The 25,072-nt window shown below is 48.2% G+C and carries 22 protein-coding genes and 1 tRNA gene; 8 read left to right on the plus strand and 15 right to left on the minus strand.

The features are described 5' to 3' along the window. Positions 1–19: 19 nt before the first annotated feature. The gene (locus tag HRQ87_RS02120) at positions 20–487 is read right to left on the minus strand and encodes an FxsA family protein (protein WP_174134721.1); all 468 of its coding nucleotides are present in this window, start codon (positions 485–487) and stop codon (positions 20–22) included. Positions 488–592: 105 nt separating this feature from the next. On the opposite strand from HRQ87_RS02120, the gene HRQ87_RS02125 reads away from it, so the two are divergent. Both HRQ87_RS02125 and HRQ87_RS02130 read left to right on the plus strand, forming a co-directional pair. Continuing rightward, positions 593–1,255 (plus strand): Tim44/TimA family putative adaptor protein, encoded by a 663-nt coding sequence (locus HRQ87_RS02125; protein WP_174134724.1) that lies wholly within the window; start codon positions 593–595, stop codon positions 1,253–1,255. Between the two features lie 55 nt (positions 1,256–1,310). Beyond that, a complete protein-coding gene (locus HRQ87_RS02130; RefSeq protein WP_217430351.1) occupies positions 1,311–1,835 on the plus strand; it encodes a Smr/MutS family protein in 525 nt (174 codons plus the stop codon). A gap of 1 nt (position 1,836) precedes the next feature. On the opposite strand, the gene HRQ87_RS02135 is transcribed toward HRQ87_RS02130, so the two are convergent. From HRQ87_RS02135 to hslV, 3 genes are read right to left on the minus strand one after another with little or no spacing between them, the layout of a single operon-like run. Next, a complete protein-coding gene (locus HRQ87_RS02135) occupies positions 1,837–2,937 on the minus strand; it encodes an alpha/beta hydrolase (protein ID WP_174134728.1) in 1,101 nt (366 codons plus the stop codon). Positions 2,938–2,987: 50 nt separating this feature from the next. Next, positions 2,988–4,292, minus strand: a complete 1,305-nt coding sequence (hslU, locus tag HRQ87_RS02140) for an ATP-dependent protease ATPase subunit HslU (RefSeq protein ID WP_174134730.1) — start codon at positions 4,290–4,292, stop codon at positions 2,988–2,990. After that, the gene (gene hslV, locus HRQ87_RS02145; RefSeq protein ID WP_174134731.1) at positions 4,289–4,846 is read right to left on the minus strand and encodes an ATP-dependent protease subunit HslV; all 558 of its coding nucleotides are present in this window, start codon (positions 4,844–4,846) and stop codon (positions 4,289–4,291) included. Before hslV ends, hslU begins: the two co-directional genes overlap by 4 nt. 73 nt (positions 4,847–4,919) lie before the next feature. On the opposite strand from hslV, the gene HRQ87_RS02150 reads away from it, so the two are divergent. Further along, positions 4,920–5,894, plus strand: a complete 975-nt coding sequence (locus HRQ87_RS02150) for a phosphotransferase (protein ID WP_174134732.1) — start codon at positions 4,920–4,922, stop codon at positions 5,892–5,894. 32 nt (positions 5,895–5,926) lie between these two features. Here HRQ87_RS02150 and trxA read toward each other — a convergent pair whose 3' ends face one another. The 8 genes from trxA to regB form a co-directional block, all read right to left on the minus strand. After that, positions 5,927–6,247: a thioredoxin gene (trxA, locus tag HRQ87_RS02155; RefSeq protein WP_174134733.1), complete on the minus strand. Its 321-nt coding sequence runs from the start codon at positions 6,245–6,247 to the stop codon at positions 5,927–5,929. 58 nt (positions 6,248–6,305) lie between these two features. Continuing rightward, complete coding sequence (addA, locus tag HRQ87_RS02160; RefSeq protein ID WP_174134734.1) at positions 6,306–9,668, minus strand: double-strand break repair helicase AddA; 3,363 nt, start codon at positions 9,666–9,668, stop codon at positions 6,306–6,308. Beyond that, the gene (gene addB / locus HRQ87_RS02165) at positions 9,665–12,607 is read right to left on the minus strand and encodes a double-strand break repair protein AddB (protein WP_174134735.1); all 2,943 of its coding nucleotides are present in this window, start codon (positions 12,605–12,607) and stop codon (positions 9,665–9,667) included. Before addB ends, addA begins: the two co-directional genes overlap by 4 nt. Further along, on the minus strand, positions 12,600–13,283 hold the full coding sequence (locus HRQ87_RS02170; RefSeq protein WP_174134736.1) for a nucleotidyltransferase family protein: 684 nt from the start codon (positions 13,281–13,283) through the stop codon (positions 12,600–12,602). The genes addB and HRQ87_RS02170 overlap by 8 nt, the downstream gene beginning before the upstream one ends. Beyond that, on the minus strand, positions 13,259–14,278 hold the full coding sequence (locus HRQ87_RS02175) for a phosphotransferase (RefSeq protein WP_174134737.1): 1,020 nt from the start codon (positions 14,276–14,278) through the stop codon (positions 13,259–13,261). Before HRQ87_RS02175 ends, HRQ87_RS02170 begins: the two co-directional genes overlap by 25 nt. Further along, positions 14,271–14,741: a tRNA (adenosine(37)-N6)-threonylcarbamoyltransferase complex ATPase subunit type 1 TsaE gene (gene tsaE, locus HRQ87_RS02180; protein WP_174134740.1), complete on the minus strand. Its 471-nt coding sequence runs from the start codon at positions 14,739–14,741 to the stop codon at positions 14,271–14,273. The genes HRQ87_RS02175 and tsaE overlap by 8 nt, the downstream gene beginning before the upstream one ends. 50 nt (positions 14,742–14,791) lie before the next feature. Further along, a complete protein-coding gene (locus HRQ87_RS02185) occupies positions 14,792–16,369 on the minus strand; it encodes a PAS-domain containing protein (protein WP_174134742.1) in 1,578 nt (525 codons plus the stop codon). Positions 16,370–16,456: 87 nt separating this feature from the next. After that, complete coding sequence (regB, locus tag HRQ87_RS02190) at positions 16,457–17,851, minus strand: sensor histidine kinase RegB (protein WP_174134744.1); 1,395 nt, start codon at positions 17,849–17,851, stop codon at positions 16,457–16,459. Positions 17,852–17,947: 96 nt separating this feature from the next. Between regB and HRQ87_RS02195 the strand changes: the two genes are divergently transcribed. From HRQ87_RS02195 to HRQ87_RS02215, 5 genes are all read left to right on the plus strand, one after another. After that, positions 17,948–18,571 (plus strand): SCO family protein, encoded by a 624-nt coding sequence (locus HRQ87_RS02195; RefSeq protein WP_174134746.1) that lies wholly within the window; start codon positions 17,948–17,950, stop codon positions 18,569–18,571. Positions 18,572–18,647: 76 nt separating this feature from the next. Beyond that, a complete protein-coding gene (locus HRQ87_RS02200) occupies positions 18,648–19,202 on the plus strand; it encodes an ActR/PrrA/RegA family redox response regulator transcription factor (protein ID WP_174134748.1) in 555 nt (184 codons plus the stop codon). Between the two features lie 351 nt (positions 19,203–19,553). Next, entirely contained in the window at positions 19,554–21,107 is a 1,554-nt protein-coding gene (locus HRQ87_RS02205) for a phosphate ABC transporter substrate-binding/OmpA family protein (RefSeq protein WP_174134751.1), read from the plus strand. Positions 21,108–21,248: 141 nt separating this feature from the next. Next, a complete protein-coding gene (locus HRQ87_RS02210) occupies positions 21,249–22,307 on the plus strand; it encodes a type 2 periplasmic-binding domain-containing protein (protein ID WP_174134752.1) in 1,059 nt (352 codons plus the stop codon). Between the two features lie 172 nt (positions 22,308–22,479). Then, a tRNA-Thr gene (locus HRQ87_RS02215) sits at positions 22,480–22,553 on the plus strand. Positions 22,554–22,671: 118 nt separating this feature from the next. Here the strand turns inward: HRQ87_RS02215 and HRQ87_RS02220 are convergent. The 3 genes from HRQ87_RS02220 to HRQ87_RS02230 all read right to left on the minus strand — a co-directional run bounded on the left by HRQ87_RS02220 (position 22,672) and on the right by HRQ87_RS02230 (position 24,905). Further along, positions 22,672–22,863: a hypothetical protein gene (locus tag HRQ87_RS02220; RefSeq protein WP_174134754.1), complete on the minus strand. Its 192-nt coding sequence runs from the start codon at positions 22,861–22,863 to the stop codon at positions 22,672–22,674. 233 nt (positions 22,864–23,096) lie between these two features. Next, positions 23,097–24,503, minus strand: a complete 1,407-nt coding sequence (gene glnA / locus HRQ87_RS02225; protein ID WP_174134755.1) for a type I glutamate--ammonia ligase — start codon at positions 24,501–24,503, stop codon at positions 23,097–23,099. Positions 24,504–24,566: 63 nt separating this feature from the next. Next, on the minus strand, positions 24,567–24,905 hold the full coding sequence (locus HRQ87_RS02230; protein WP_174134757.1) for a P-II family nitrogen regulator: 339 nt from the start codon (positions 24,903–24,905) through the stop codon (positions 24,567–24,569). Between the last annotated feature and the right edge of the window lie 167 nt (positions 24,906–25,072).

Genomic DNA, 25,072 nt, shown 5'->3' on the forward strand with positions numbered 1-25,072 from the left:
ACAGCTTGATTGCAGTGTCTCAATGCTTAGTCCATTCAGATGGGACATGCGTCGGCTTTTTTACTGGATCAACTTCCCGGTATTCACCCTCAACAATATTCTCGGCATTCGGGCCTTGGGATCTGCGATTTTGCATTTTGAAACTGATCCGATTACGCATTTTTTCATAGATTGCCTGTCTGACTGCCGGGACAAGCAGTAAAAGACCAACGGCATCTGTGAAAAATCCAGGTGTCAGCAGTAATGCGCCGGAAAAAAGAACCATTGCCCCTTCGACCAGCGGAAGTGTTGGATCTTTTAGATCTGACATTGCGTCTTGTAGCCGCCGAATAATCGATAAACCCTGACTTTTGACCAGTCTTGTGCCCAAAATCGCAGTTAAAATAACAATAATCAGCGTAGGCCATAGCCCAATAAACTTGCCAGCTTGTATAAAAAGCGCAATTTCAATCAGTGGAACAAGGATAAAAAGCAGTAGAAGTCTCATTCAGAGGATTCCTCGTTGCTGTGGTAGTGGACTTGACGGGTGTCCTGACATACATATGTGCCTTGTAGCGATGTTACCACGTTTCACCCCCTTAAAGAGGCTTAGATGAACAACTCAGTGATCCACCTTTTGGTTCTGGCCGCAATTGCAATCTTTTTAATTATGCGCCTGAAAAGTGTTCTGGGTAAGCGCGAGGGGTTTGAAAAACCGCCTGTGCCTGTTCAAAAGGATGCGCCTTCGCGGTCGCGTCCTGATTTTGAGGTGATAGATGGCGGACCGGATCGTGATATCACCGACCATGTGCCTGAAGGGTCAGAACAGGCCGATGCATTGGCGCAGATGAAATCAGCTGATCCATCGTTCAGTGTTGGTGAATTCCTGTCTGGTGCACGCGGCGCATATGAAATGATTTTGATGGCATTCGAAAAAGGCGATCTTGCATCGATCAAGCCGTTTTTGGCAGAAGATGTCTATGATACATTCGCCGAGGTCGTTGAAGCTCGTGAAAATCAAGGTATCACGATTGAAGCAAACTTTATTGGTATCCGTGAAATGTCATTGGTCGATGCAGTGTTCGATCCCGAAACTTCAAATGCAGATATTGTTGTGCGTTTTGTAGGTGAGCTGACATCAGTCGTGCGCGATCGTGGTGGTGATATCATTGAAGGTAGCGACAGTGAAATCAAGCGACAGAAAGACATGTGGACCTTTAGCCGTGTGATGAATTCTGGTGATCCAAACTGGCAATTAACGGCAACCGGGGAATAGCAGCCCCTGGTCAATATTTGTGGCGCGAAAGAAGAAACTCCTAACTGACGAAGACATGGTGCTTTGGACTAAGGTTGCTGAAAAATCGCAACCCATCCATCGTGATAAACCAAAACTGAATGTAACGGTTGACGAAAAAATGGCGCCTGTGAAAAAGGCAAAACTGTCATCCTCTGTCGCGGCTGTTTCAAAAGTTCAAAAACCTGGTCCCAAGATTTCCACCGCAGATCATATTGCGATGGATGCAAAGTCATTCAAGAAGATGAAGCGGGGCGCGTTGCGTCCAGAAGCAAAACTTGATTTGCATGGCTTAACTCTTGTCCAAGCACACGCAGCTTTGATCGCTTTTGTTGGCGATGCCTTTGCTAAGCAAAAAAGACTGGTTTTGGTTGTCACGGGTAAAGGTAAGAAGTCGGACACAGATCATTTTATGTCACGACCAACTGGAGTCTTGCGCAGTCAGGTGCCACAATGGTTAGCCTTGCCCCCGCTTTCGCGACACATTCTTCAAGTCACCGAAGCCCATCAAAAACACGGTGGTTCTGGCGCGTTTTATGTATATCTGAAACGTTTGCGCTGAATTATCTTTGGATATTTTGCGTTGGTGACAAAATAATTTTAGTTGTGTTTTGAACGGTTAATACTGTTCCCGGCAAAAGACCTGACCGCACTGATGCATCGCTATTAAACGCTCTGTCGATCTCAGACACGCGCGATACCAAAGCCAAAAGCGATGGTGAGTTGGCGACAGTAAAATGGTTAAGCTCATCCCCATCTGAAAATGCTGTGACATCAATCAATGTGACATTGAATTCTGATACTCTTTCAACATCGACCAGATTTCCTAAGCGGGATGTTAGGCCCGTCAAACGTGCAGACAAACGCAATGCGCGATCGCGTTCAGATATGAAAATTGCAAAGGGTTCAGGCAGTTCACCAATACGTTTTGCTTGCGACCGAAACACGTCGACATCGATATCGGGCGAAATCAAAATCACGCCATCAATTATATCTGACGGATGCCGTCCTGATCCAATCGCCATTTGTCGCAGTGTTTCCATCGTCAGAAAAGCACCCATAGAATGCGCAACAATAATGATCTGTTCCGCGCCAGATTGGCGAACATCTAATATCATTTTTTCCAAAGCATCCCGCGCAATCAATATGCTGTCACTGTCATAGGCATACCCAAGCGGGTTAGCAGAGCTGGCCCAAGAAAAACTAATCGGGACACCCGGAATACCAAGGTCATTTTTCATCTGGGCATTTCGGAAAATGCTGTCAGCAAATGTGTTGTTAAAGCCGTGAACATAGATTGTTGCTTCACGATCTTGTTTTGGAAGCTTTGAAAATTCCCGACGAAGCGAACTTTGAAAAGCACGATTATCTAAGAAGTGATCAACGCCCGCTAAAACGAAATCACGCGTCGGATCAGGCGTTCGTCTAGGAAACCTGATATCACCCGGCTTACGATCTGGGGGAACGGAAACAACATACCTTCCAAAGCTAACCGTTTCAGATCTGTCAACACCAAAGAAAACCTTAGCATCTTCGGCGCGGGTCGTTACGGCAAACACGACATTGGCGACCCCGATTTGATCGGACCCTTCGACCAAAACCGGGAAAGACCTTTCAGCACAGGCGCTTAGCAGAAAAAACAGGATTGCGATGTATCGTTTCATTGTAAACCAATAATGTAATTGGTTAATCTGCTAATCATATTATGAGTGTTCTACAAGACATAGCGGCTAAGATCAGTCGAACGGCTTAGTTCGCCAAGATTTGTTTCGACAAAATCAGCATCAACCAAAATACTTTCGCCAGGACGGTCAGGTGCCGTAAAGGACAGCTCCTCAAACACGCGTTCCATCACGGTATAAAGCCTGCGAGCCCCTATATTTTCGACCGCCGTGTTTACTTCGGCAGCGATCTTGGCAAGGGCTTCGATACCGTCTTCGGTGAAATCGACCGTGACTTCCTCTGTTTTCATCAATGCCGTGTATTGACGTGTCAGTGCGTTGTCGGTTTCGCATAGGATTCTAACGAAATCTTCCTGTGTCAGTGCGCGCAATTCCACGCGGATCGGAAGCCGCCCTTGTAATTCGGGCAGCAAATCCGAAGGTTTCGCAATATGGAATGCACCAGATGCGATAAACAGGATATGATCTGTTTTAACAGGTCCATATTTCGTCGAAACGGTTGTTCCTTCGATCAAAGGTAACAAATCTCGTTGCACGCCTTCACGGCTGACATCCCCGCCACGTGCATCAGATCGCGCACAAACCTTGTCGATTTCATCCAGAAAAACAATCCCGTTTTCCTGTACGGATTCTAACGCAGCCTTGTTAACAACGTCGTCTTCCAACAGTTTATCGGCTTCTTCACCGATTAAAATTTCATAGCTTTCTGCAACACTCAATTTGCGTTTTACGGTACGCCCACTAAAGGCTTTGCCGAAAATATCGCCTAAATTCATCATGCCGACATTTGAACCGGGCTGACCTGGAATTTCAAAGGTTGGCATTGAAGGCGCTTCTGACAAATCCAATTCAATAACAGTATCGTCCAGTTCGCCGCTTTTAAGTTTCTTGCGAAACATCTCACGTGTGCCTTCGCGGGCATCTTCGCCAGCAAGGGCTTCGATCACGCGATCCTCTGCGGCTTTATAGGCTTTGGCTTTGACATCATCGCGCATCAAGTCGCGGGTTTGCGCAATCGCGGCATCCACCAAGTCGCGGATAATTTGTTCAACGTCACGACCGACATAGCCGACTTCGGTGAATTTCGTGGCTTCAACCTTGATAAAGGGGGCGCGCGCAAGTTTTGCCAGACGACGGCTGATTTCCGTTTTACCAACACCGGTTGGCCCGATCATCAGGATATTCTTTGGGTAAACTTCTTCGCGTAGATCATCGCCTAATTGTTTACGCCGCCAACGATTGCGCAAAGCAACAGCAACCGCGCGCTTTGCATCTTTTTGGCCAATAATAAAGCGATCAAGCTCTGAAACGATTTCGCGGGGGGTTAAATCTGTCATTTGTTAATTTTCTCTATGGTCAGATTGCCATTTGTATAGACACAGATATCAGCCGCGATTTTCATCGCTTCACGCGCGATATCTTCTGCTGATCTTTCGCTTTGCATTAATCCACGTGCGGCCGCCAAAGCATAATTGCCGCCTGATCCGATCGCCGCGACATCATGTTCAGGCTCTAAAACATCGCCCGCCCCTGTGATGACCAATAATTCATTGCCATCCGATACAATCAACATTGCTTCCAACTTTTGTAGATATTTGTCTGTCCGCCAATCTTTCGCCAATTCGACGGAAGCACGCGCCAATTGGCCCGGTGTTGCTTCTAATTTCGCCTCAAGCCGTTCTAGCAAGGTAAATGCATCTGCAGTTGATCCCGCAAATCCGGCGACCACGTCAAAACCACCGGGCGACAGACGACGAACTTTGCGCGCTGTGCCTTTGATAACGGTTTGTCCAAGGCTGACCTGCCCGTCGCCAGCGATCACAACCTCACCTGCTTTTTTCACACCGATGATGGTTGTGCCATGCCAACCGGGAAATTCATCATTATGCATAGCTGTCCTTCCGTTTCGCGGATATATGTGACCCCATGAGGTATGTTGCAACCCGTGATCGTCAGGATGCGTGATGCTGACAAGGGATAAAAAAGTTGACGGCGCGTTGGAGGCGTGGCGCATTATGGCGCCAAAAGAAGGTTTTGACCCTTATGCCTATACCCCTGTGCGAACATGGCGCAAGCAGGATCGCAGACGCGACCATATTGTTCTGCAACTCAAGGATCAAACGGGTAAATCAATTATCCTGAAAAAACTTTATCGACCAACCGATCAAGATGCGTTCGTGAATACCGTTAAAAATCATCATCGCGCGCATAATGCATTACGCGATCATGAAACGGCCCAAGTGCCTTCCATTCTTTTTCAAGATGATCAACAGCTTGTTTATATAACAGAATTTGTCCAAGGCACGACATTCTTTGGGGTATGTGAACAGATTGAAGATCGAACTGCGATACTTGCGAAAGCCGGGGCGTGGATGTCTGCATTTCATCAGGCGACAGAAGAACAACGGCGTATTTATCAACCGAAATTTATGGTCAATCATATCAATCATTTGGTTGATGAAATGCAAAGCGGTAAGCGCCGCATCCGGGCGCAACAGCAGTTCATTAAAACGGCGACCTACATCCAGGATTTTGCGAAAAACTTCGAAGGCCAGGAAAGCATTATTTCTGCAAAACATGGCGACATGAATATGCGTAACCTTTTAATTGGCAGCGATATGAGCTGGGGGATCGATTTTGGTGAAATATCAAATGCGCCTGTCGGGTTCGACATTGCGCGGTTTCTTTTGAACTATGCAGAAACCTTTGCGGATCTTGATGATATTGCGCCAGGTGACGTTATCCCAAAATGTGATCTAGATGCCTTTTTCACAGGATATACATTTGTTGGTCAAAATGATCCCGCTGTACAATTTTTGTTGAAAGTTCAGCTGCTTCTGGATTGGAACCGTTTGCCGCGTAATCTGACACAAACCAGCATTGCGCATATGGTTCGCTTCAAGCGTATACAAAAAATTGCTAAAACTGCGTTTGTCTGAGCCAGGGCCGTACGGCCCTGGCTCAAGATGATTCAAATCGACTCTTCAATCCAGCTTTGCAGTGCCGCTTTTGGTTTTGCGCCGCTCATGTTTGAAACAACTTCGCCATTTTTGATAACAAATAAAGCGGGGATGCCGCGTACACCCATCTGGGCGGCGACGTTTGGGTTGCTGTCAACGTCAACTTTGACGATTTTGACTTTTCCACCCATTTCATCGGATAATTCTTCTAATGCGGGGCCTATCTGTTTGCAGGGACCACACCATTCCGCCCAGAAATCCACAACAACGGGAATATCTGAGTTTTTGACATGTTCGTCGAAAGTATCGTCAGTAACGGCTAGGGTCGCCATAAGTTATCTCCTTGGGGCCAGGGTCGGATGCGGAACGTAAGAATGTGCAGACGTCCCGTCAAGATACTGTGTCCAACATAACCGTCTGCCTCACGATGTCGTGCGGTAATACCATAAGTTCAGCCGTTTTAGTCCATAAAATTGCAGTCTTGATTTGTTTGTCAGGATAAATTTGTTGCAATGCTGTTTGATAAGCGCGCATTTGGCGCATCAAACCCAGTGGTATCGTTTCAGGCGTGGTCGGAACCACGCGGTTTGTCTTGAAATCGACAGCCAGAACGTGATCATCAAAAACAATAAGCCGGTCAATGGTGCCATGTATTCTTTGATTGCCCAATTCCGGCAATGTGGCCGTTATCGAAACCTCGGCCAGTGTATCAGGTGCAAAAAGATGATGCAGGTGTTGGGCTGTTAAGACTGTCGTTGCTTCGATCAACGCCGATTGCGCTTGGGATTGGGACGCAGGTGATTGGTCTAAACTCAGAATATCTGTGGCTAAACTGTTCCAACTGCTTTGCGGAGGCGTTGGTAAATGTTCCAATAGCAAATGCACATGCCGACCATATTGCAAAACGGCATCATCAACATCTGGATCTATTATCGTTTCAAGGGATTTGGCCCCCCCAAGATCAGACGGGGAAAGCGTTGGTGGTGCGGGCTTGATAGTAGCGGGGCGTTGTCTGAAATAATCGGGCCAATCTGGGATGTCGGGCCCAGGTTTTTGAATACCTTTAATCTGGCTTTGTGACCAATCCCCGGTTTCCAGTCTTAACCCTTGACCGAAACCAAAGTCATGTGCGGCTGCATCTGCTTTTTCCATCCCTTGTTGTGCAAGCCAATGCCAGCACTGTACATTTTCGGTTATTTTTCCTGCGCCGGCAATGATCAGCCATTTTTCCGCACGGGTCATGGCAACATACAGCAGTCTAAGCCGTTCTTGTTGTTGGGCTATCTTCCATTCATCCACCTGTGATCGAATTATTTCGGGCTGTTCAGTGGCACCAGGTGTCCAGAAGACCAAATCATTCGTTGCCAGTAATTCATTTCTAAAACTGACGTGACGTGTGGCGCAATCGGGCAATATAACAATTGGCGCTTCAAGACCTTTGGCACCATGCACAGTCATAACACGGATCAGATCACTGGCGTTGTCGATCTGCCGTTTGATTTCGACCTCATCCGTTTCCAGCCAAGCCAAAAAGCCAGTCAGAGTTGGAATTTCGGTTCGTTCATAACTTAGCGCCTGATCCAAAAGGGCATCGATGCCATCTTCTGCCTCGGGCCCCAATCGTGCCAGCAGTTTTGTGCGACCTTCGAATCTGGTCAAAAGACGTTCAATCAGATCATAAGGACGCAGAAAGTCGGCTCCATCGCGCAATGCCTCAAGGATATTAACTGTTTCCGCAAAGTCATCTTTGCGGTTTTGCAAAGCGCGCCACAGATATTTGTCCGTTCTTTTATGGGCCAGATCGAAAAGCTGCTGTTCGGACCAGCCAAACAAAGGTGACCGCAGCGCACAAGCCAATGCCAGATCATCTTCAGGCAAAGCCAAAAACGAAAGAACGGCTGCAATATCCTTGACTGCCAACTCGGCCCCGATCTTTAGTCGGTCTGCACCGGCGATGGGCAAATCCATTGCTTTGCATGCCTGAATAATTTCGCGAAACAGATCATTGCGGCGCTGTACCAGGATCAGAAAATCACCGGGCCGGATCAGGCGCTGCGTATATCTGCCAGAGCTTTCGATTTCATCAGGCAGTGTTGACTTGGTGTCGATCAGCATTTTGATCTGTGTGGCAACCTGACGGGCCAGAATGACGGTTTCATGTTCTGGGTTAAGCCGGTCAACCGGATCGCGCCAACGTGGATCATCACTGATTTTCTGCGGTTCAATCACAGGCCATAAATCAACGCGCCCCGGCATGTCTGATTTAAAAGCACGATGGTATATATCGTTGTCCAGATCGCGACCTTCAAAAGTCTTATCTACAAGCCGCAAAATGGGTTCTGCAGATCGAAACGAATGTTCCAGTGTTAGCGATTGAAAGGGCAAGCCGACCACGGCCAACCTGTCCTGAAATAAATGACGCATTCGACTAAAACCAGATGGATCGGCACCCTGAAACGAATAAATCGATTGTTTTGGATCGCCCACGACAAAGATTGTGCGCTGCACATCCTTACGTGCGCCGTCCCCGCTGGTAAATTCCTGTGCCAATCGTTCAATGACTTGCCATTGTGATGGGCTGGTATCCTGGGCTTCATCAACCAAAATATGATCAATGCCGCCGTCTAGTCGGAACAAAACCCACTGCGCCACAGTCGGATCATTCAAAAGCCGCGAGGCGCGTTCAATCAGATCATCAAAATCAAGCCAGCCACGAAACTGTTTACGGGCCTCGTAAAGGGGCAAAAAGATCTGCGCAAAAGCATAAAGCGCTTCGGTTTTATGAAAAGCGGCCAGCGCCTTTTGGTTTTCAACAGCATTTTCGACACGCTGCATCAGAGCCCAAAAATCTTCCATGCTGTCTTGGATTTTGGCTTGTGTACCTTTGTTGGGGAAAGTCTTTCGCTGTGTTCCCGCTTGCGTCAAAAGAACATCGCGAAGAATGGAAAAACCTGCAGCATCATAAGACGCAAAGCCCGCTAGCCTATCTGCTGTCTTTGCTTCGGACGCTGTGCCGGTTTTCATTGCACTTACCAATGATTGGATCAGCGTGACCTCATCACCCAGAAAGACATTCTCAAACAGGGTCTGTTCGGTCTCATGTTTTGATAAACCGAACTGTTGCTTTCGTTCCAAAGTGGTTGTCTTTGCAAGAAACAAGGATCTGTATTTTGCAATTTCCCCCAATAGCTTTTCAAAACTTTCGCCGGAATACAGCGCGGCCAGCCCATCGATTAAATGCACGGTATCGGGATTGTCGGCCATTTCTTCGACGATCTCATCGCGCAGCAGTTGGACAGACCTATCCTCCACTTCTTTGAATTGGGGTGACACGCCCGCCTCAAGCGGGAAACGTCGCAAAAGCGACGCGCAGAATGAATGAATCGTTTGGATTTTCAGTCCACCCGGCGCCTCGATCGCACGGGCAAACAGTCGGCGCGCCTGACGCAATACATCACTGCTGACATGTCCGTCGATGCCAAGTTGCTGCAGATCTTTTGACAATTCTGTATCAGGACGCATTGCCCAATTGCCAAGACGCTTGAACAAACGGTTCTGCATCTCGCTTGCAGCGGCTTTTGTATATGTCAGGCATAAAATGCGTTCCGGTGGCACACCTTGCAATAATAGCCGTGCAACACGGTCGGTTAAGACCCGCGTTTTCCCTGATCCTGCATTTGCAGCGACCCAGGACGATTGATCCGGTTGTGCCGCTGTCACCTGTCGCTGGGTTGCATCGTCGCGCCTGATCATCTGACATCCTTTGGTGTGGGCGGCATCGTGGCATCCCATTCGCCAAATCGCGATAGTTGATCATAGGGGCTGACGTCCGTATCCTTTTGCATGGAACGGCGCGCCGTGAAGCCTTGGCTTTCGGTCAGATATGCGGCGACCAAATCATGAAGATCATCCCAAACCTGTTCTATGGTCAATTCTTCCAATGGGGCGGGTATGTTTTTAGGTGTGCCGCCCAGACCAATAAATTCAGCACCAGCAATGGGCGCAGGCCCGATATCCTTGAAAGCGCCCTGTTCGATCAACGCTGCCTGCAACAGCAGCTGTCGGTCAAAATAAATCTGTTCTTTGGTGCTGGGCGGTGTTCCGGTTTTATAATCGTAAACATACACACTGCCCGTTGGGGACCTGTCGATACGGTCCGCTTTGGCTGTGATGGTGAAATCAAGCCCCCTAAGGTCCGCCCGACCGGATTTTTCAAGCGCAACGGGATGCCCAAGAATGCGCCTGACATCTTCGCCATCCAGAAAAATATCTGAGACACGGATCAGCTTGGCACGCCAAATACGCCGTGATGCGGGCCAAGGGGCCTGTTCCATCAAAACCTGATCAGCAATCGCAATCAAACGGGATTTGGCCTGTTCACGGGTTTCATCCTGATTATTGGCCACGAACTGTTCAAAGACATCATGCAATATTGTTCCGCGCAAAGGTGCATCAGGTTGGCGATGCAAAGGGTCCAGCTGTTTCAAACGAAGAACATACTGCGCATAAATGGCATAGGGATCGCGAACCAAGGTTTTAAACCGTGTAACGGATAATTCTTTGGGCCGGGCAGATATCGGTGGTCTGGGCGACGGGCGCAGGACAGAGGGTTCTGACGTCTGCGGCATTTCAATGTGTTCGGCCAGCGCAATCCAGTGATCGCCACGTGTACACATATCATCCAAGGCTGCTTGTCCGCCTTGCGCATCAAGCCCGCGTAACAGATTGATAATTCGATTAAGCCACCGCGATGGCACTGTTTCTGCTTCGCTGTCACGAATGGGCCGGGTCAACCAGACTTCTGATGCGCCAACAGCTTGTTGAAAATCATGAGCCAAAAGACCGATTTTACGGTCGGGCAAAAGCAATCCTGCTTTCTTGCGCAATGCACGATTAAGCCAGGGATCGGGTGTTGGCGCATTGGGCCAGGTGCCTTCGTTCAGGTTGGCAATAATTGTTAAATCCGCCCCCTGAACGCGGGCTTCAAGTGTGCCCCAGATCAGGATTTTTGGATGGGGCTTTTCAGCATTCCGAACCTCGACCTGATTTAAGACCCCGAATAAAAGCGCGTTATAGTCAAATACGGAAAGATCCCCGGCAAAAGCAGCTTCTTCCTGAAAATTCTGAATGACTTTCGCCGCTTCAACACCAGCATCATTGATCCATAGCTTGCCGTTTGTATCGCCATCTGGACCCCGTGCCAGACGATCGGCCAGATCAAGATGGGCGCGAATGATTGTTTCAAGATGACCATCTTTGATCACGTTCAGCGCTGTAAGGAATCTGCCAATCCATTCGGCCCAAACAAGCCTGCCGTCATCTTCGCTTTGCAAACTGGCCCAATGGATCATGGTATCGGCCGATGGAAATGGTGGACCATGGCGCCGCAGCCATAATTCCAACTCGCGCGTCCAAAGCAGATGTGGCCCACGTGTTTTGCCACCGGTATTGCAGATCGGATCCTTTAATAGTGCCAGCAGTGCTTTGGATGTCATGGTTTTCTGAAAAAGACCTGCGATCTGAAGAAGAAACCGACCGGGTGATGATTGTGTCAATGGGACGCCCGCGCTGTCATCTGGTATAATGCGCCACCGATCCAAAGCAGCCGTGACCTGTCGCGCCAACTGACGGTCAGGCGTGATCAGGGCGGCGGTTTGTCCGGTTTCCGCAGCATGTCGCAAGCGCAATGCAATGGCCAAGGCCTCAATCCGGGGGGATGGGGCCTGGACCAGCGTCACATCTTGCATCGCAGAGACAAGATTGCCAAGTTTCGGACCATCGGTCAGCCATTGATCAGTAACGGGTGCAGGACGCAGCGCGAGAGAGACAAAGCGATTGCGATCCTGGTTTGGTGGCGCAGTATTATGCCATTCCGCAACTTGTTTTGCAGTCATGTCCAGTTTGGACAAAAGCGCCTGAAACCGGTATTGCGGGTGATCTTCCAATCCGTCAGCGCTGTCGATTTTAGACCAAACTTCAGCAGGTTGATGAAAATCAAAGCCAGGTAGGATCACAGCACCTTGTGGCAGTTTTGCGACTGCCTGCATCAGCAATGCAGTTGCTCCCCGCGACCCGGTTGAGCCCGCAATTAAAACAGGATTTTCGGGCGGTTCGGCATCCCAGCGGCTTACCATATTGTTGATGATCAGTCTTTGTCTGGCTTCCTGATCTGGTTGAGCGTCTTTTTCAAAATAGCGCTGCACGATGCGAATGAATTCTAGTGCACGTTGCCAATGGCCGGACTGATCACTAACGTCTAATGACTTGATCACATCGGGCGTCACGCCTTCGCCCTGCATTTCATCCATCAAATCCGCCAGGCTGTCGGCTAAATCGTACAAAGCTGTGCGCGGGGCCAGATCGGGTTGTTGTTCAAGCAGTTGTCCGATTAGCTGCGTCAGCTCAAGTCGTCTTCGTAATTTGGGCGTTGCAGGCGGAATGTCATTCTGAATAACCGTTCCGCCGATATCTGACACCAGTTTGATCTGCGGTAATAGGCATGGCGGCCCGGCATCAAACAATTTACGCAATCGGCGCTGCATCCGGCGGGTGTTCACGTAAATCTGCACACGCGCCATGGCTTCGGGGGGGTGGTAATGTAAGCGGGTGTTCAAACCTGCAATCAAAGCGGCTGCAAAATCAACACCGGGTGATAGTCCGAATATGCGGGGCGTATCAGCAGGATCAAACATCAAGCAGCATCGCTTCGGCCAACTTTATACCTTCAGGATGACCAACATCGCACCACCGGCCGGGGTATGTGGTTCCAAAAAGACGGCCATGTTTGGCAATTTCATTCCAGACAACGTTTAGCGAAAAGACATCATTCTGAATGTCCTGAACCGCTTTGGTTTTTATGATTTGCACGCCAGTATAAGTCAAATCACCACCGCGGGTCAGTTGGCCGGACGAGTTTAATGCAAAATCGCCATTTCCACTATGACCATGCGCATTTGACTGGGGCACAAGCAGCAATAAAGCGTCCATATCTTTTGGTTGCCATTGATCCATCAAGATCGTTAACGCATTCGGCCCGCGCCAAACGGCATCGGTGTTCATTGTAAAGACGTCCTGGCCCGACATAAGGGGAAGGGCGTGTTTCAGTCCGCCGCCGGTTTCTAGAATTTCAGGTTCAAAGGATAGCCTGACATCCTTGTCCTGCAGATGGGAACGAAGAATATCAGGCAGGTAATGCAGGTTCGCAACAATGGTGTCTATTTTGGCATCTTTGACGATCTTCAAGGTGTGATCAATCAATGGCTTACCCGCCACTGGGATCATTGGTTTTGGCTGATGTGCTGTCAGCGATCCCATTCGCGTGCCAAACCCGGCCGCAAACAGCATTATAGATTTGGGATTGTCGCGCATTTGTCTTTCAGCATTTGAAGCCGATCCGGTGTTGGAGGTGGCAAAAGACGATCCACGTAGTCTTTCAGTTTGGCATTGATCAGATCGGCCTGAAGATAGTTCCAAACCCGAGGGATAAAATCGACATAATGTGGTTTGCCGAAATGCATGGAAAGTCGCGCAAAGACGCCCAGAATTCGCAAGTTTCGCTGGGCGCCCATCATTGCGATTGCTTTATGAAAAGTGTCAGAATCCTGGTCGGTACTATCCACATATCGTGTGATCATCCGTTGGGCCAGTCCGGTATCGACATCGCGGCGTGCATCTTGCAAAAGCGACACCAGATCGTACGCTGGATGACCCATCATCGCATCTTGAAAATCCAGCAATCCAACACGGGCAACATCAGATCTATACGGCAACCAGATCAGGTTTTCGGCGTGATAATCGCGTTGGATCAGAACTTTTGAATAGGGCTCAAGATCGTCCAAAGTAAGTTTGATCAGATTATGAAAATCTTCCCTGTCAGATGTGGTGACCGGTTGACCGACACCCATTGCGTACCAGTCAAGCGACAGACATGCCATGTCAGCCATAATCTGAGGATCGTAAATCGCCAAACCATCGGGTGGATCGTGGCGATGCGATGCGATCAGGACGTCGATTGCATATTCATAAAGCGGCTCTTCCAATTTTGGATCTTGCAAAACGACTTTGGCATAAAGTGCATCCCCCAAATCCTCCAGAATAAGTAAGCCCTGGTTCATGTTTTTTGCAAAGATGGCAGGCGCGCTTAGGCCGATACCTTTCAGATATTGTGCGATGGCTATGAAAGACTGGATGCTTTCGCCTTTTGTGGGATCTGCATCCATCAAAACGGCTGTATTGCCCGTTTCAGCATCAGTTAAACGGTCATACCGTCGATTTGACGCATCGCCCGCCAACGGCGTAATCTTCGCATCTTTCCAATCAGTATTGGCCAGAAATTCCAGAATTTGATCTTTTCGGTCACTCACTCAACTGCTCCAACATAGGCTGCCATTTTGGGTCTTTTGTACCAACTGTGATGGTATGCCGCCCATTTTCCAAAGCCTTGAGTTCCAGTATTAGCGCATTTTTCGGGGCAAAGTCACCCAAACGATCTGGCCATTCAATCAGACATAGTGCGGTCTCTAATGCCTCTTCCAAACCCAATTCGAAAACATCGTCCGGATGGGTCAAGCGATACAGATCGCAATGCCAGATATCAAAGCGACCTGTGGTATATGTCTGAACAAGGGTAAAGGTGGGTGATGGGACATCTTCGGTCGTCCCTAACAGATGATGGATCAAGGCCCGCGCAAAGAAGGTTTTGCCAGCCCCGATATGACCGTTGAGCAAAACTGTATCACCTGCCCGTAAAAAAGGTGCAATTCGTTGCGCCAATGTCCGGGTCGCGGCCTCATCGGCCATGGTTAGCGTGACAGAAGTTCGGGTCATTGCGCGACATTACCGATGGCAGATCGCGTCGCAAGCGGAATAAATGTGATTTAAAGGGCGATACTTTGCTTTGGTGTAAAATGGGCTTGTGTTTCAGTAAAACCCACCAATGTTGCACCCCCCTGTATCGGTTCAAGCCGGCATTTCAAAACAGGCCCGGTATTCAAGGCAAGTTCCATCGATAGTGCGGATCTATTGCCAGTTTGACTGATAAAGGCGCGGATGTTTAGCAGATTTTCTGATGGTTTAAGCATCGCTTCCCAATGGGCAAGGGCCTCTTGTGCGTTCACCTCGACCACCGGTCGTTCGGTTTCTAGCGCCCATAATTTTTTGTAAGCTTGATTTGACAGGGCAACCATGCCGTTTGAGGCAAATACAATGATCGCTTCGCCCATACTGTCAATCACGGCTTGTCCTTGATCCAGCTGTGATCTGAAACGACGGGTCAACGACACTTCGGCGCTGATGTCTTCAAACAAAAAGGCGACACCGCCACCTGGATGCGGTCTGCCTGTGACGCGATATGTCAGCCCTGACGGTAAATTCCAGATTTCGGCATATGTCCCGTCAATAGCGGCGGCTTCCAGGTCTGATATCTGTTGCTGCCAGCTGCGATAGTCTTTTGGTTCAGGCACCATTTGTTTTTCCCGAAGTTTGTCGAGAAACGCAAAAAGCGTTGGCCGTATACTTAGAAATTCCGCCGAAAGGCCAACCAGATTTAAAAGTGCCGGATTAAACAGAACCAACTGGCGTTTTTGATTGAAAATTGCCAAACCGGTGGGCAATTGCGCGAAAGTCTTACTAAGAGTCTGCACGAAATCTCGCAAGGACTGTTCGGCGCGGATCGTAGCATCAATGCCTGTTGCGCTGAATAGCATTTGGTCGCCATGACGAAAGCTTTCGATTTCAAACCAATTAAGTGTCTCATTGTTTGATTTTTGTAATGACGCACGCCAAACGCGCCGACCATCATCTTCCAAAAGTGCCGGAAGCGTTTCAAACAAAGATTTAATGGGCCAGTTGCCAGCGGTACTTGGTTCAGAATGTTCGATGGCAAGGTCAGTATATGCCTTATTAGCCCAGGTTATATTTTGTTCATCATCTTGTTTCCACATCAGATAGGGAACGGAATTAACTACGGATCGCAGTATGCCAAGTTCATCTGTCATCGCATTGACGCTGGGGCCGTCCATCAAGCTGCGTTCATCATGTGAGACGGATTGTATGATAGAGACACGCGCCAAATTATCCCACCATTCAATATCAACCCAACTGTCGTCATTTTCGTCAGCCGCAACGATTTTTATTTTGCCTTTTTCGAAAAGCGCTGCTGCATCCTGGCTTATGGTGGGAAACCTTGGTGACAAAAGCGCAATCAACTTATCCCAGTCTGATCTGCCAGTTTCAGACTCAGCCGTTTGAAGCAGTTTTCGTGCAGGTGGGGTGGCATCGATCAGCTGATCTTCATCAAATACAAAAACAATATCCTGATCAGCGCCGTTAATAATAGCACGTGCTGACGCGGTTTTGCGTGGATAAAAAACCGAGATCGCCCAAAGCACAGAAAAGGCAATTACAAAAGAAAGACCTGCAAGGGCAGCAATTTCAGCAATGTTCAAGTCGGTCAACACGCAGGTCGTCCTTTATGTGATGGCCCTAGCTGGCGTAGATTCCATAACAATAGTTAATCTATGGTTAACTATTCTAAACAAGACCTATATTTCGATCTTCTTATTCAGGCCCAATGGTACCTTGCTGCTGTCTGCCGCTTCGATTTTATCACGGCGCCAGCGCACTTCGACAATAGCGCCGCGTTGTTCGGGCAATTCCTGATCAATAACAAATGGGTCTGTGCCATTGGCGAAATTCAGAACCGCACCAGATCGTTCCAAAAGGGTTTTGGCAATGAACAAACCCAGACCCATTCCTTCGTAACCGGGCCGTTCAGCTTGATCACCACTTGACCGACGTCGCCGCATGAACGGATCACCCAGACGGCCAATCACATGGGGCGGATAGCCCGTACCATCATCCGAGATCCGCAAAATCACGTCGTCATCTGACCAATGCGCGCTGATCCATACCTTGCTGTCGGAAAAATCAACGGCGTTTTGCACAAGGTTACGGATACCGTGAATAATCTCGGGGCGTCGCAGGATAATCGGCTGCTTTGTTTCACCATTCTCTATAGGAGAGATGCTGAAATTAATATTTTTGCCCCGCTCCAGATGCGGATCAGCAGATTCGCGGATAACAGTGGACAACGGCGCAGACCTTAGATGCAGATCGTCTTTGCCCACCTGCCCCATGGATCGCAATATATCACGACATCGATCGGCTTGATCGCGGATCAGCCTGGCATCATCAAACAGATCCACATCGCCGCTTAACTCATCCATCAGTTCGGCGCTGACCAGCTTGATCGTTGCAAGTGGTGTACCCAACTCATGCGCTGTTGCTGCGATAACGCCGCCCAGATCAGTCAGCTTTTGTTCCCGGGCCAAAGCCATTTGGGTTGCTAAAAGCGCCTTGGACATTGTGTGCATTTCCATTGTGACCCGGCGTGCATAAAACGCCAGAAAGACAAGACCGATGACCAATGCGCACCAGAAACCAAACAGGAAAATGTCAGGAATTCGCAAGATCATACCGTCTTCGGTGCGCAATGGGATGTAAAAAACGGTTAAAGCGGTTACCAGGCACAGCGCAACGACACCCAGAATAAATGTTGACCGTAATTGCAAAACAGTTGCCGAGATTGTGACGGGCGCCAAGATCAGAACTGCAAACGGATTATTCAGACCGCCTGTTAAAAACAATAAGAACGACAGCTGGCAGACGTCGAACAAGATCATCAAGGTTGCTTCGCCTTCGGCTAGGCGTTTGTTTTCGGGAAAAACAAAGGTTGAAATCAGATTGGCAATAATGGATGCGCCAACTGCCAGATAACACCAGCCAAGTTCAAGCTGCAGGTTATACAGATGTTGCGCGACATTGATCGCGATGATCTGTCCCAAAATGGCGGACCACCGCAAAAGGATCAATGTCCGCAAGCGGATCCAGTCGCTGCCGGCTTCGGGTTCAAAAAGTCCGGTACTGGTGTCTGACATAAAACTGCCTATATCTGCGGTGCGGTAAGATGTGCCATTGTTAGTCTGTCATGGATCGCGCATCAATCGCACCATATTCGCAGAAGGAAACATAATATGTCCAAAGGCTTTGCTGTCGCAGCTACTGTCAGTGTCGCTGCATTGGTTGCGGGTGCTGTGTTGTTGACGACCGTTATGGCACCGGCCGACAGGTTTGCAGATTGCCGCACATCAGTGGTTGCAGGCGGTCCCAGTTCAATTGGCGGGCCATTTTCGCTGATCAATCAAGACAGTCAGCCCGTTACAGATCAGGACATCATCACTGAACCGACGCTTATTTATTTTGGCTATACCTTCTGCCCCGATGTCTGCCCACTTGATCTAGCCCGGAATGTCGAAGCAATTGACATATTGGAAACAGAACAGGGCAAAATCGTGAAACCTGTCTTTATCTCAATTGATCCAGAACGGGATACACCCGAAGTGGTTGGCGATTTTGCGGCCAACCATCATCCCCGTATGGTTGGATTGACCGGATCAGAGGAACAAGTGGCGGCCGCTTCAAAAACCTTCAAAACATTTTACCAAAGACAGGATGATGACCCGGATTATTATCTGATCAATCACTCAACACTCAGCTATCTGGTTTTTCCCGAAGACGGATTTGTCCAGCATTTTGATCGCACATTACGCCCGGACCAAATGGCGCAACAACTGTCTTGCTTTTTAGATGCTGCCTGAGCTGAGTTCGGGTAAAATGCTCTGGTCGCGACGGCCAACCGCACTATATCTATACTGAAATTCAGGATAGACAGCGATGATGGATCAAAGAGTAAACCAGCTAGGAGAAGACAAGACACTTCTGCTTGTTGATGATGACGAACCGTTTCTCAGGCGTTTGGCCAAAGCCATGGAAAAGCGCGGGTTCGAACCCGAGATTGCCGAAAGCGTGGCTGCGGGAAGGGCCATCGCCACAGCACGCCCACCTGCATACGCGGTGGTTGATCTGCGGCTGGAAGATGGAAACGGGCTGGACATCGTAGAAGTCCTGCGCGGTAAACGTCCCGACTGTCGTGTTGTTGTTCTGACCGGATATGGCGCCATCGCGACAGCTGTGGCTGCCGTCAAAATTGGTGCGACCGATTATTTATCAAAGCCAGCGGATGCGAACGATATTACAAACGCGCTTTTGTCGCCTGAAAATGAACTGCCACCGCCCCCGGAAAACCCTATGTCAGCAGACCGTGTTCGCTGGGAACATATCCAGCGCGTATATGAGTTGTGCGATCGCAACGTGTCTGAAACGGCGCGCCGATTGAATATGCATCGTCGTACACTGCAGCGAATCCTGGCAAAAAGATCGCCGCGCTAAGGTATGATGTGTCTTCTTGGCTACTCTTCAATGATAAAATTACAGGAATTGAGTGTATTAAGTTCTTCTTTAGACACAGTTTTTTACCCAGTCTAATTAAATGAATATTTCGCGCATACTTCAAAATAATTGTGAAAAACCTTTAAAACAAAGAAACTTGAGCATGTTTGAAAATTAGTTCCACTAATCAATCAATCGAAGAACACGTTATTTTTCAAGTCAGTGTTCATAAAACTGTCATAAATCTTATTTTTCTCGCCCTACTGCTGCCCAAATGAAAACAAAGTTCGGTGGAATTGCAGGCGCAGATACAATCGATAAAAATCTGCCACCGGGCAAGGAGAATAGAAGATGAAGTTGCGAAGCATACTAAAAAATGTGTTTGTATCCTCAGTATTTGTTTCTGTAGCTGGTTTAGCCCAAGCTGAACAAGTTACTCTGGTTTCTAATGATCAATCACTCTCTATTACGGGTGAACTGGTTTCATTCAACGGATCCGTCTTTCAAGTCAGAACAACGATCGGACAGGTTCAGATCGCAGCTTCAATGGTAACGTGTTCGGGCCCTGGTTGCCCTGCTGTTAGCCAGAATATGGATTTTTCTGTTGTAGCGACCAGCGAACTTGCCCCCAAGCTATTAAGCGAATTGATGCAAGGGTTTGCCCAAAGTGCAAATTTGAACCCAAACATATCGCTTAACGGTGCTGGCGGTGTTGAGCGTGTGCGTTTTACAAATCAAAGCGGTGATAGCAGTGGTCAGGTCGACGTTCAGTCTGTACCTGCTTTGCAAGGTTTGCAAAATGTGTTGGATGGCCAGTCAGATATCACATTGTCATCGGCTGCAGTTACACCGCAAATCGCGCGCCGACTGCGTGGCAATGCCGAAGAAATTCTTTCAGACGCAGACCGCCAAAAAGTTATCGCGCTTGAGGCCATTGTGCCAATTGTTCACCCTGATAATATTGTTCGATCTGTCACGCTTGAGCAGTTGGCCAGAATCGCATCTGGCGAAATAACAAACTGGTCCCAGCTTGGCGGCGCAAATCAGACAATCCGCATGGTTTTGCCTGCTGATGATACACCGGAATTTCAGTTGTTCAAATCACGCGTTACCGACCCTAATCGTGTAAGGGTTAACAATAGCGTAGATCGGCTTTCCAGAAATGAACGTCCAACGGATGTCGTTTTCAGAGACACCAGCGCGATCAGCATCGCAAGTTTCGGCGAAGAAGGTGACACGCAAGTCGTTCCAATTCGCCTAAGCTGTGGTCCGGTTGCTTATCCGACAACATTCAACATCAAAGCGGAAGAATATCCGCTGACAAATCGTGTATTCTTGTACACAAGTGAAAACCCAAGCAGATCAGCCAGCGCTTTTACCAACTTTGCGCTGTCCGAGGCATCTAACAATGCGATTAGCGCAAGTGGATTTGTTGATCAGCAAGTTACAGCACTACCGATCGACTTTCAGGGAACACGCATCGCGACGGCTTTGACGCAAGCGGTTAACAATGATCAGGTGCTGAAGGTCAAAGACTTTGCCGATGATCTTGCAGAAGCGCAGCGGTTATCCACGACATTTCGTTTCAGAACCGGGTCGTCACAGCTCGACAACAAAGCTGTGAACGATATCGGTCGTGTCGGCGAATATCTGGTGGCCGAAGCGGCTGGTCGTGAAATTATGGTTGTCGGATTTACGGACAGTGTCGGACGTGAAGATCTTAACCTTTTGCTTGCCAACAGGCGGGCGGAACAAGTACGCGACGCAATTTTGGCATCAAGCGGAAGCGCACTTTCGGCAAGTCAGGTTGAAGTAAAGTCTTTTGGACCTCTTGCACCTGTCGGTTGTAATGAAACTCAGCAAGGTCGCGCGGATAACCGCCGTGTCGAAATTTGGGTGCGTTGATTTTCAGTCAAACGGAAACATTGATGATAAGAGATCATCAAGAAAGAAACACGGTGTGCAAATACAGAAATATGACTTCATTATGTCACCATAATTTCTGGATAAGTTACAACGAGTACTTGATACACAGAGGTACAGAATATGCGTCGGAATAGTAAATTGGCATTGTTGTCTGGTAAAGGCTTAGCCGTTACACTTGCATGTTGCTTTGCAACAGAAGCGATGGCGACTGAGTGGAACGTTTCACTGTGGGGCAGCCGCCGTGCGTTTACAGAACATGTTGAAAAGCTTGCTGAATTAGTTGAAACAAAGACAAACGGCGAGTTTATGATCAACATCTCATACGGTGGATTGTCGAAAAACCGGGAAAACCTTGACGGGATTTCCAAAGGTGCGTTTGAGATGGCTCAGTTTTGTGCGGGCTATCATGCTGAAAAGAACAAAACGATCACTGTTCTTGAACTGCCTTTCTTGGGCGTGAATACCCTTGAAGAAGAAATGACGATCAGTCATGCGATCTATGAACATCCGGCAACGGCGGGTGAATTGGCCAATTGGAACGCAAAACTTTTGATGGCAACACCGCTACCGCAGTATAATCTGGTTGGTACCGGTAATCAGCTTCAAAACCTAAGTTGGTTTGATGACGTACGTATCCGTGCAACCGGCGGTATAGGAAAAGCCTTTGCGACATTGGGCGCAGAACCAGTTTCCTTGACAGCCACTGAAACGTTTGAGGCCATGGAAAGTGGTGATGTGGAAGCCGTTGCGTTTGCACAGCACGCACATTTTTCGTTCAAAACGATTGACCAAGCAGATTGGTGGACAAGCAACTTGAACCCGGGCAGCGTGAACTGTCCGATTGTGGTAAATATCGATGCCTATAACGCATTGTCACCAGAACACCGCGCCGCACTAGATTCTTCTGTCGCACCAGCACTTCAGCATTTTCTGGAATACTATACGGACCTGATTTATAAATGGGACGAGATTCTGGAACTTTTCGAAGTTGAAAAAGTCACAATTCCACAGTCAGAAATTGATGCATTCCGCGAACGTGCCGCGGCACCTGTTCACCAGCAATGGATTGCAGATATGGAAGCCGAAGGCTTTCCAGGTCAAGAATTATACGACCTGGCAAATACTGCACTGGAAGAAATACGAAACGGTACACGTCCGATTTTCGGAGAAGATTTCTGATATTGCTACTGTGATTGACTAAGAACCAAGTACCCAGGATATTATGATGTCTTGGGTATTTTTATATGTAACCCTTAAATATTTAGTCTTTTATGCTTTGTTTGAATGGGGGCTAAAAATATTACTCTTGCAGGATTGCTGACTCGATTGTAGGAACTGCCGCATAACATCTGCCCCGTTCGCTTAATGGTAAAGCAGATCATTGGTAATGATCAGCCGGTGGTTCAATTCCACCACGGGGCACCATTTAAAGCCGTTAGTTTTAATGAATCATTTGTAAGGATTGTCAGTTATAGACTGATCCTAAGTTTTATATTTATGAAGTGAATTTACAGGACTGAATATAAGGTCCCAATTACACCAATCAAAGCTGTTCTATTTCCACGGTCATTGGGGCGGAAAATGGTATGATTGATGCTTCGGTTACGAATGACCGATCACTCAGATAAAAACTTCCGATCAAAAGTGCTGTGCACGTCAATGCGATCAGCATATTTCTGAATTTACGATTTTTTCTGTGTTCCGTCGCAGGCAGGCTTTGGGCTGTATCAGACATGAGTTTATCACCATAATGACATACTGGTTATGTTTATCTGATGTCCAAAATTCTTAAAAATCTTTGTAGATTTTCGAACAACAGGCAGAAAACTCTTCCCCCCAGAAGAATCTATCTATGAATTTAAATATCATTTGTGCCTGAAATGGGGCAGCCTACCCAACGTAAAGGGCGCCAATGGGCGCCCTTTTGCTGTTTGGTGGGGGAAATCCACCGGAATTGTTTCAGCCGGATCAGCAGCTGTAATAAAGCTTGAACTCCATGGGATGCGGCGTGTGCTCATAGGCGTACACCTCTTCCCACTTCAGCCCCATATAACCTTCTAGCTGATCTTTTGTGAAAACATCACCTGCGAGAAGGAAGTCATGATCTTCTTCCAGTGACTCCAAGGCTTCGCGCAATGATGCACAAACCGTTGGAATACCCGCCAGTTCTTCTGGTGGCAGATCATACAGGTCTTTGTCTGACGATGGGCCCGGATCAATCTTGTTCTTGATGCCGTCAAGACCGGCCATCAACAAGGCTGCAAAACACAGATAAGGGTTTGCCGAAGGATCAGGGAAACGGGCTTCGACACGTTTTGCCTTGGGCGATTCAGCCCATGGAATACGTACGCAACCTGACCGGTTACGCGCAGAATAGGCACGCAGAACAGGGGCTTCGAACCCTGGAATCAAACGTTTGTAGCTGTTTGTTGATGGGTTCGTGAACGCATTCAAAGCTTTTGCATGCTTCAGGATACCACCAATGAAATATAGTGCTTCTTGGCTAAGGTCTGCGTATTGATCGCCTGCAAACAGAGGCTTGCCATCTTTCCAGATCGACATGTTCACATGCATGCCAGTACCGTTATCACCGGCAATCGGCTTGGGCATAAAAGTTGCCGATTTGCCATAAGCCTGCGCCACATTGTGGATCACATATTTATATTTCTGCAATTCGTCAGCCTGTTTAGTTAGGCTATCGAAGATCAAACCAAGCTCATGTTGACAGCTGGCAACTTCGTGGTGATGCTTGTCGACCTTCATCCCGATGTTCTTCATTGTTGACAGCATTTCAGATCGAATATCCTGACCGTCATCAATTGGGTTCACGGGGAAATAGCCGCCCTTGATACCAGGACGATGGCCCATATTGCCCATTTCATATTCAGTATCACTGTTCCATGATGCATCTAGTGCATCCACTTCATAGGACACTTTGTTCATCTCAACCGAAAAACGTACGTCATCGAACAGAAAGAATTCCGCCTCGGGTCCGAAATAAGCCGTGTCACCTATACCTGATGATTTCAGATACGATTCAGCTTTTTCAGCAGTGCTACGTGGATCACGCTCATAAGCCTCGCCGGTATCAGGCTCAACAATTGAGCAATGAATACAAACGGTTTTTTCCGCATAAAACGGATCCAGATAAGCGCTGTCTGTATCTGGCATCAGCTTCATATCGGACTGGTCAATTGATTTCCAGCCAGCGATAGACGAGCCGTCAAACATAAAGCCCTCTTCCAGAAAATCTTCATCCACCTGATCGGCCATGACCGTCACGTGCTGCAGCTTGCCGCGTGGGTCTGTGAACCGGATGTCGACATATTCAACATCCTCATCTTTGATCATTTTAAGAACGTCAGCGTTGCTCATTGTGACAGTCTTCCCTCTCGTTAGACGTATAGTTTTAGGGCCTAGCCCCGGTGTTATTGATACTTAAAGTGCGTCGTCGCCAGTTTCACCCGTGCGAATCCGGATGGCTTGCTCAATCGTAGATACGAAAATCTTGCCGTCACCGATCTTGTCGGTCTTTGCGGCCTCGACGATGGCGTCAATTGCGCCGTCAAGTTGATCGTCGGCCAAAACAACTTCGATTTTAACTTTGGGCAAAAAGTCGACCACATATTCAGCACCGCGATACAGTTCGGTGTGTCCCTTTTGGCGCCCAAATCCCTTGACTTCGACGACGGAAAGACCTTGCACGCCAATTTCCTGCAGTGCTTCTTTCACTTCGTCCAGCTTGAAGGGTTTGATGATCGCCTCGATCTTTTTCATGGGTGCGACTCCTGTGCCCTTTTGTGTGTGTCAGTCGTGAGATCACTTTCCCCGACCTGCGACAATTGGCTAAGGTAGACTGATGGTGTGGTATAAGGGGAAACCTTTGGTGTCGCCTGAAAAATAGGCAATATGCTTATTAATTAATCTTACTTGAATCGCTTAAA

This window comes from Parasulfitobacter algicola, assembly GCF_013315265.1.
GTDB lineage: Bacteria > Pseudomonadota > Alphaproteobacteria > Rhodobacterales > Rhodobacteraceae > Parasulfitobacter > Parasulfitobacter algicola.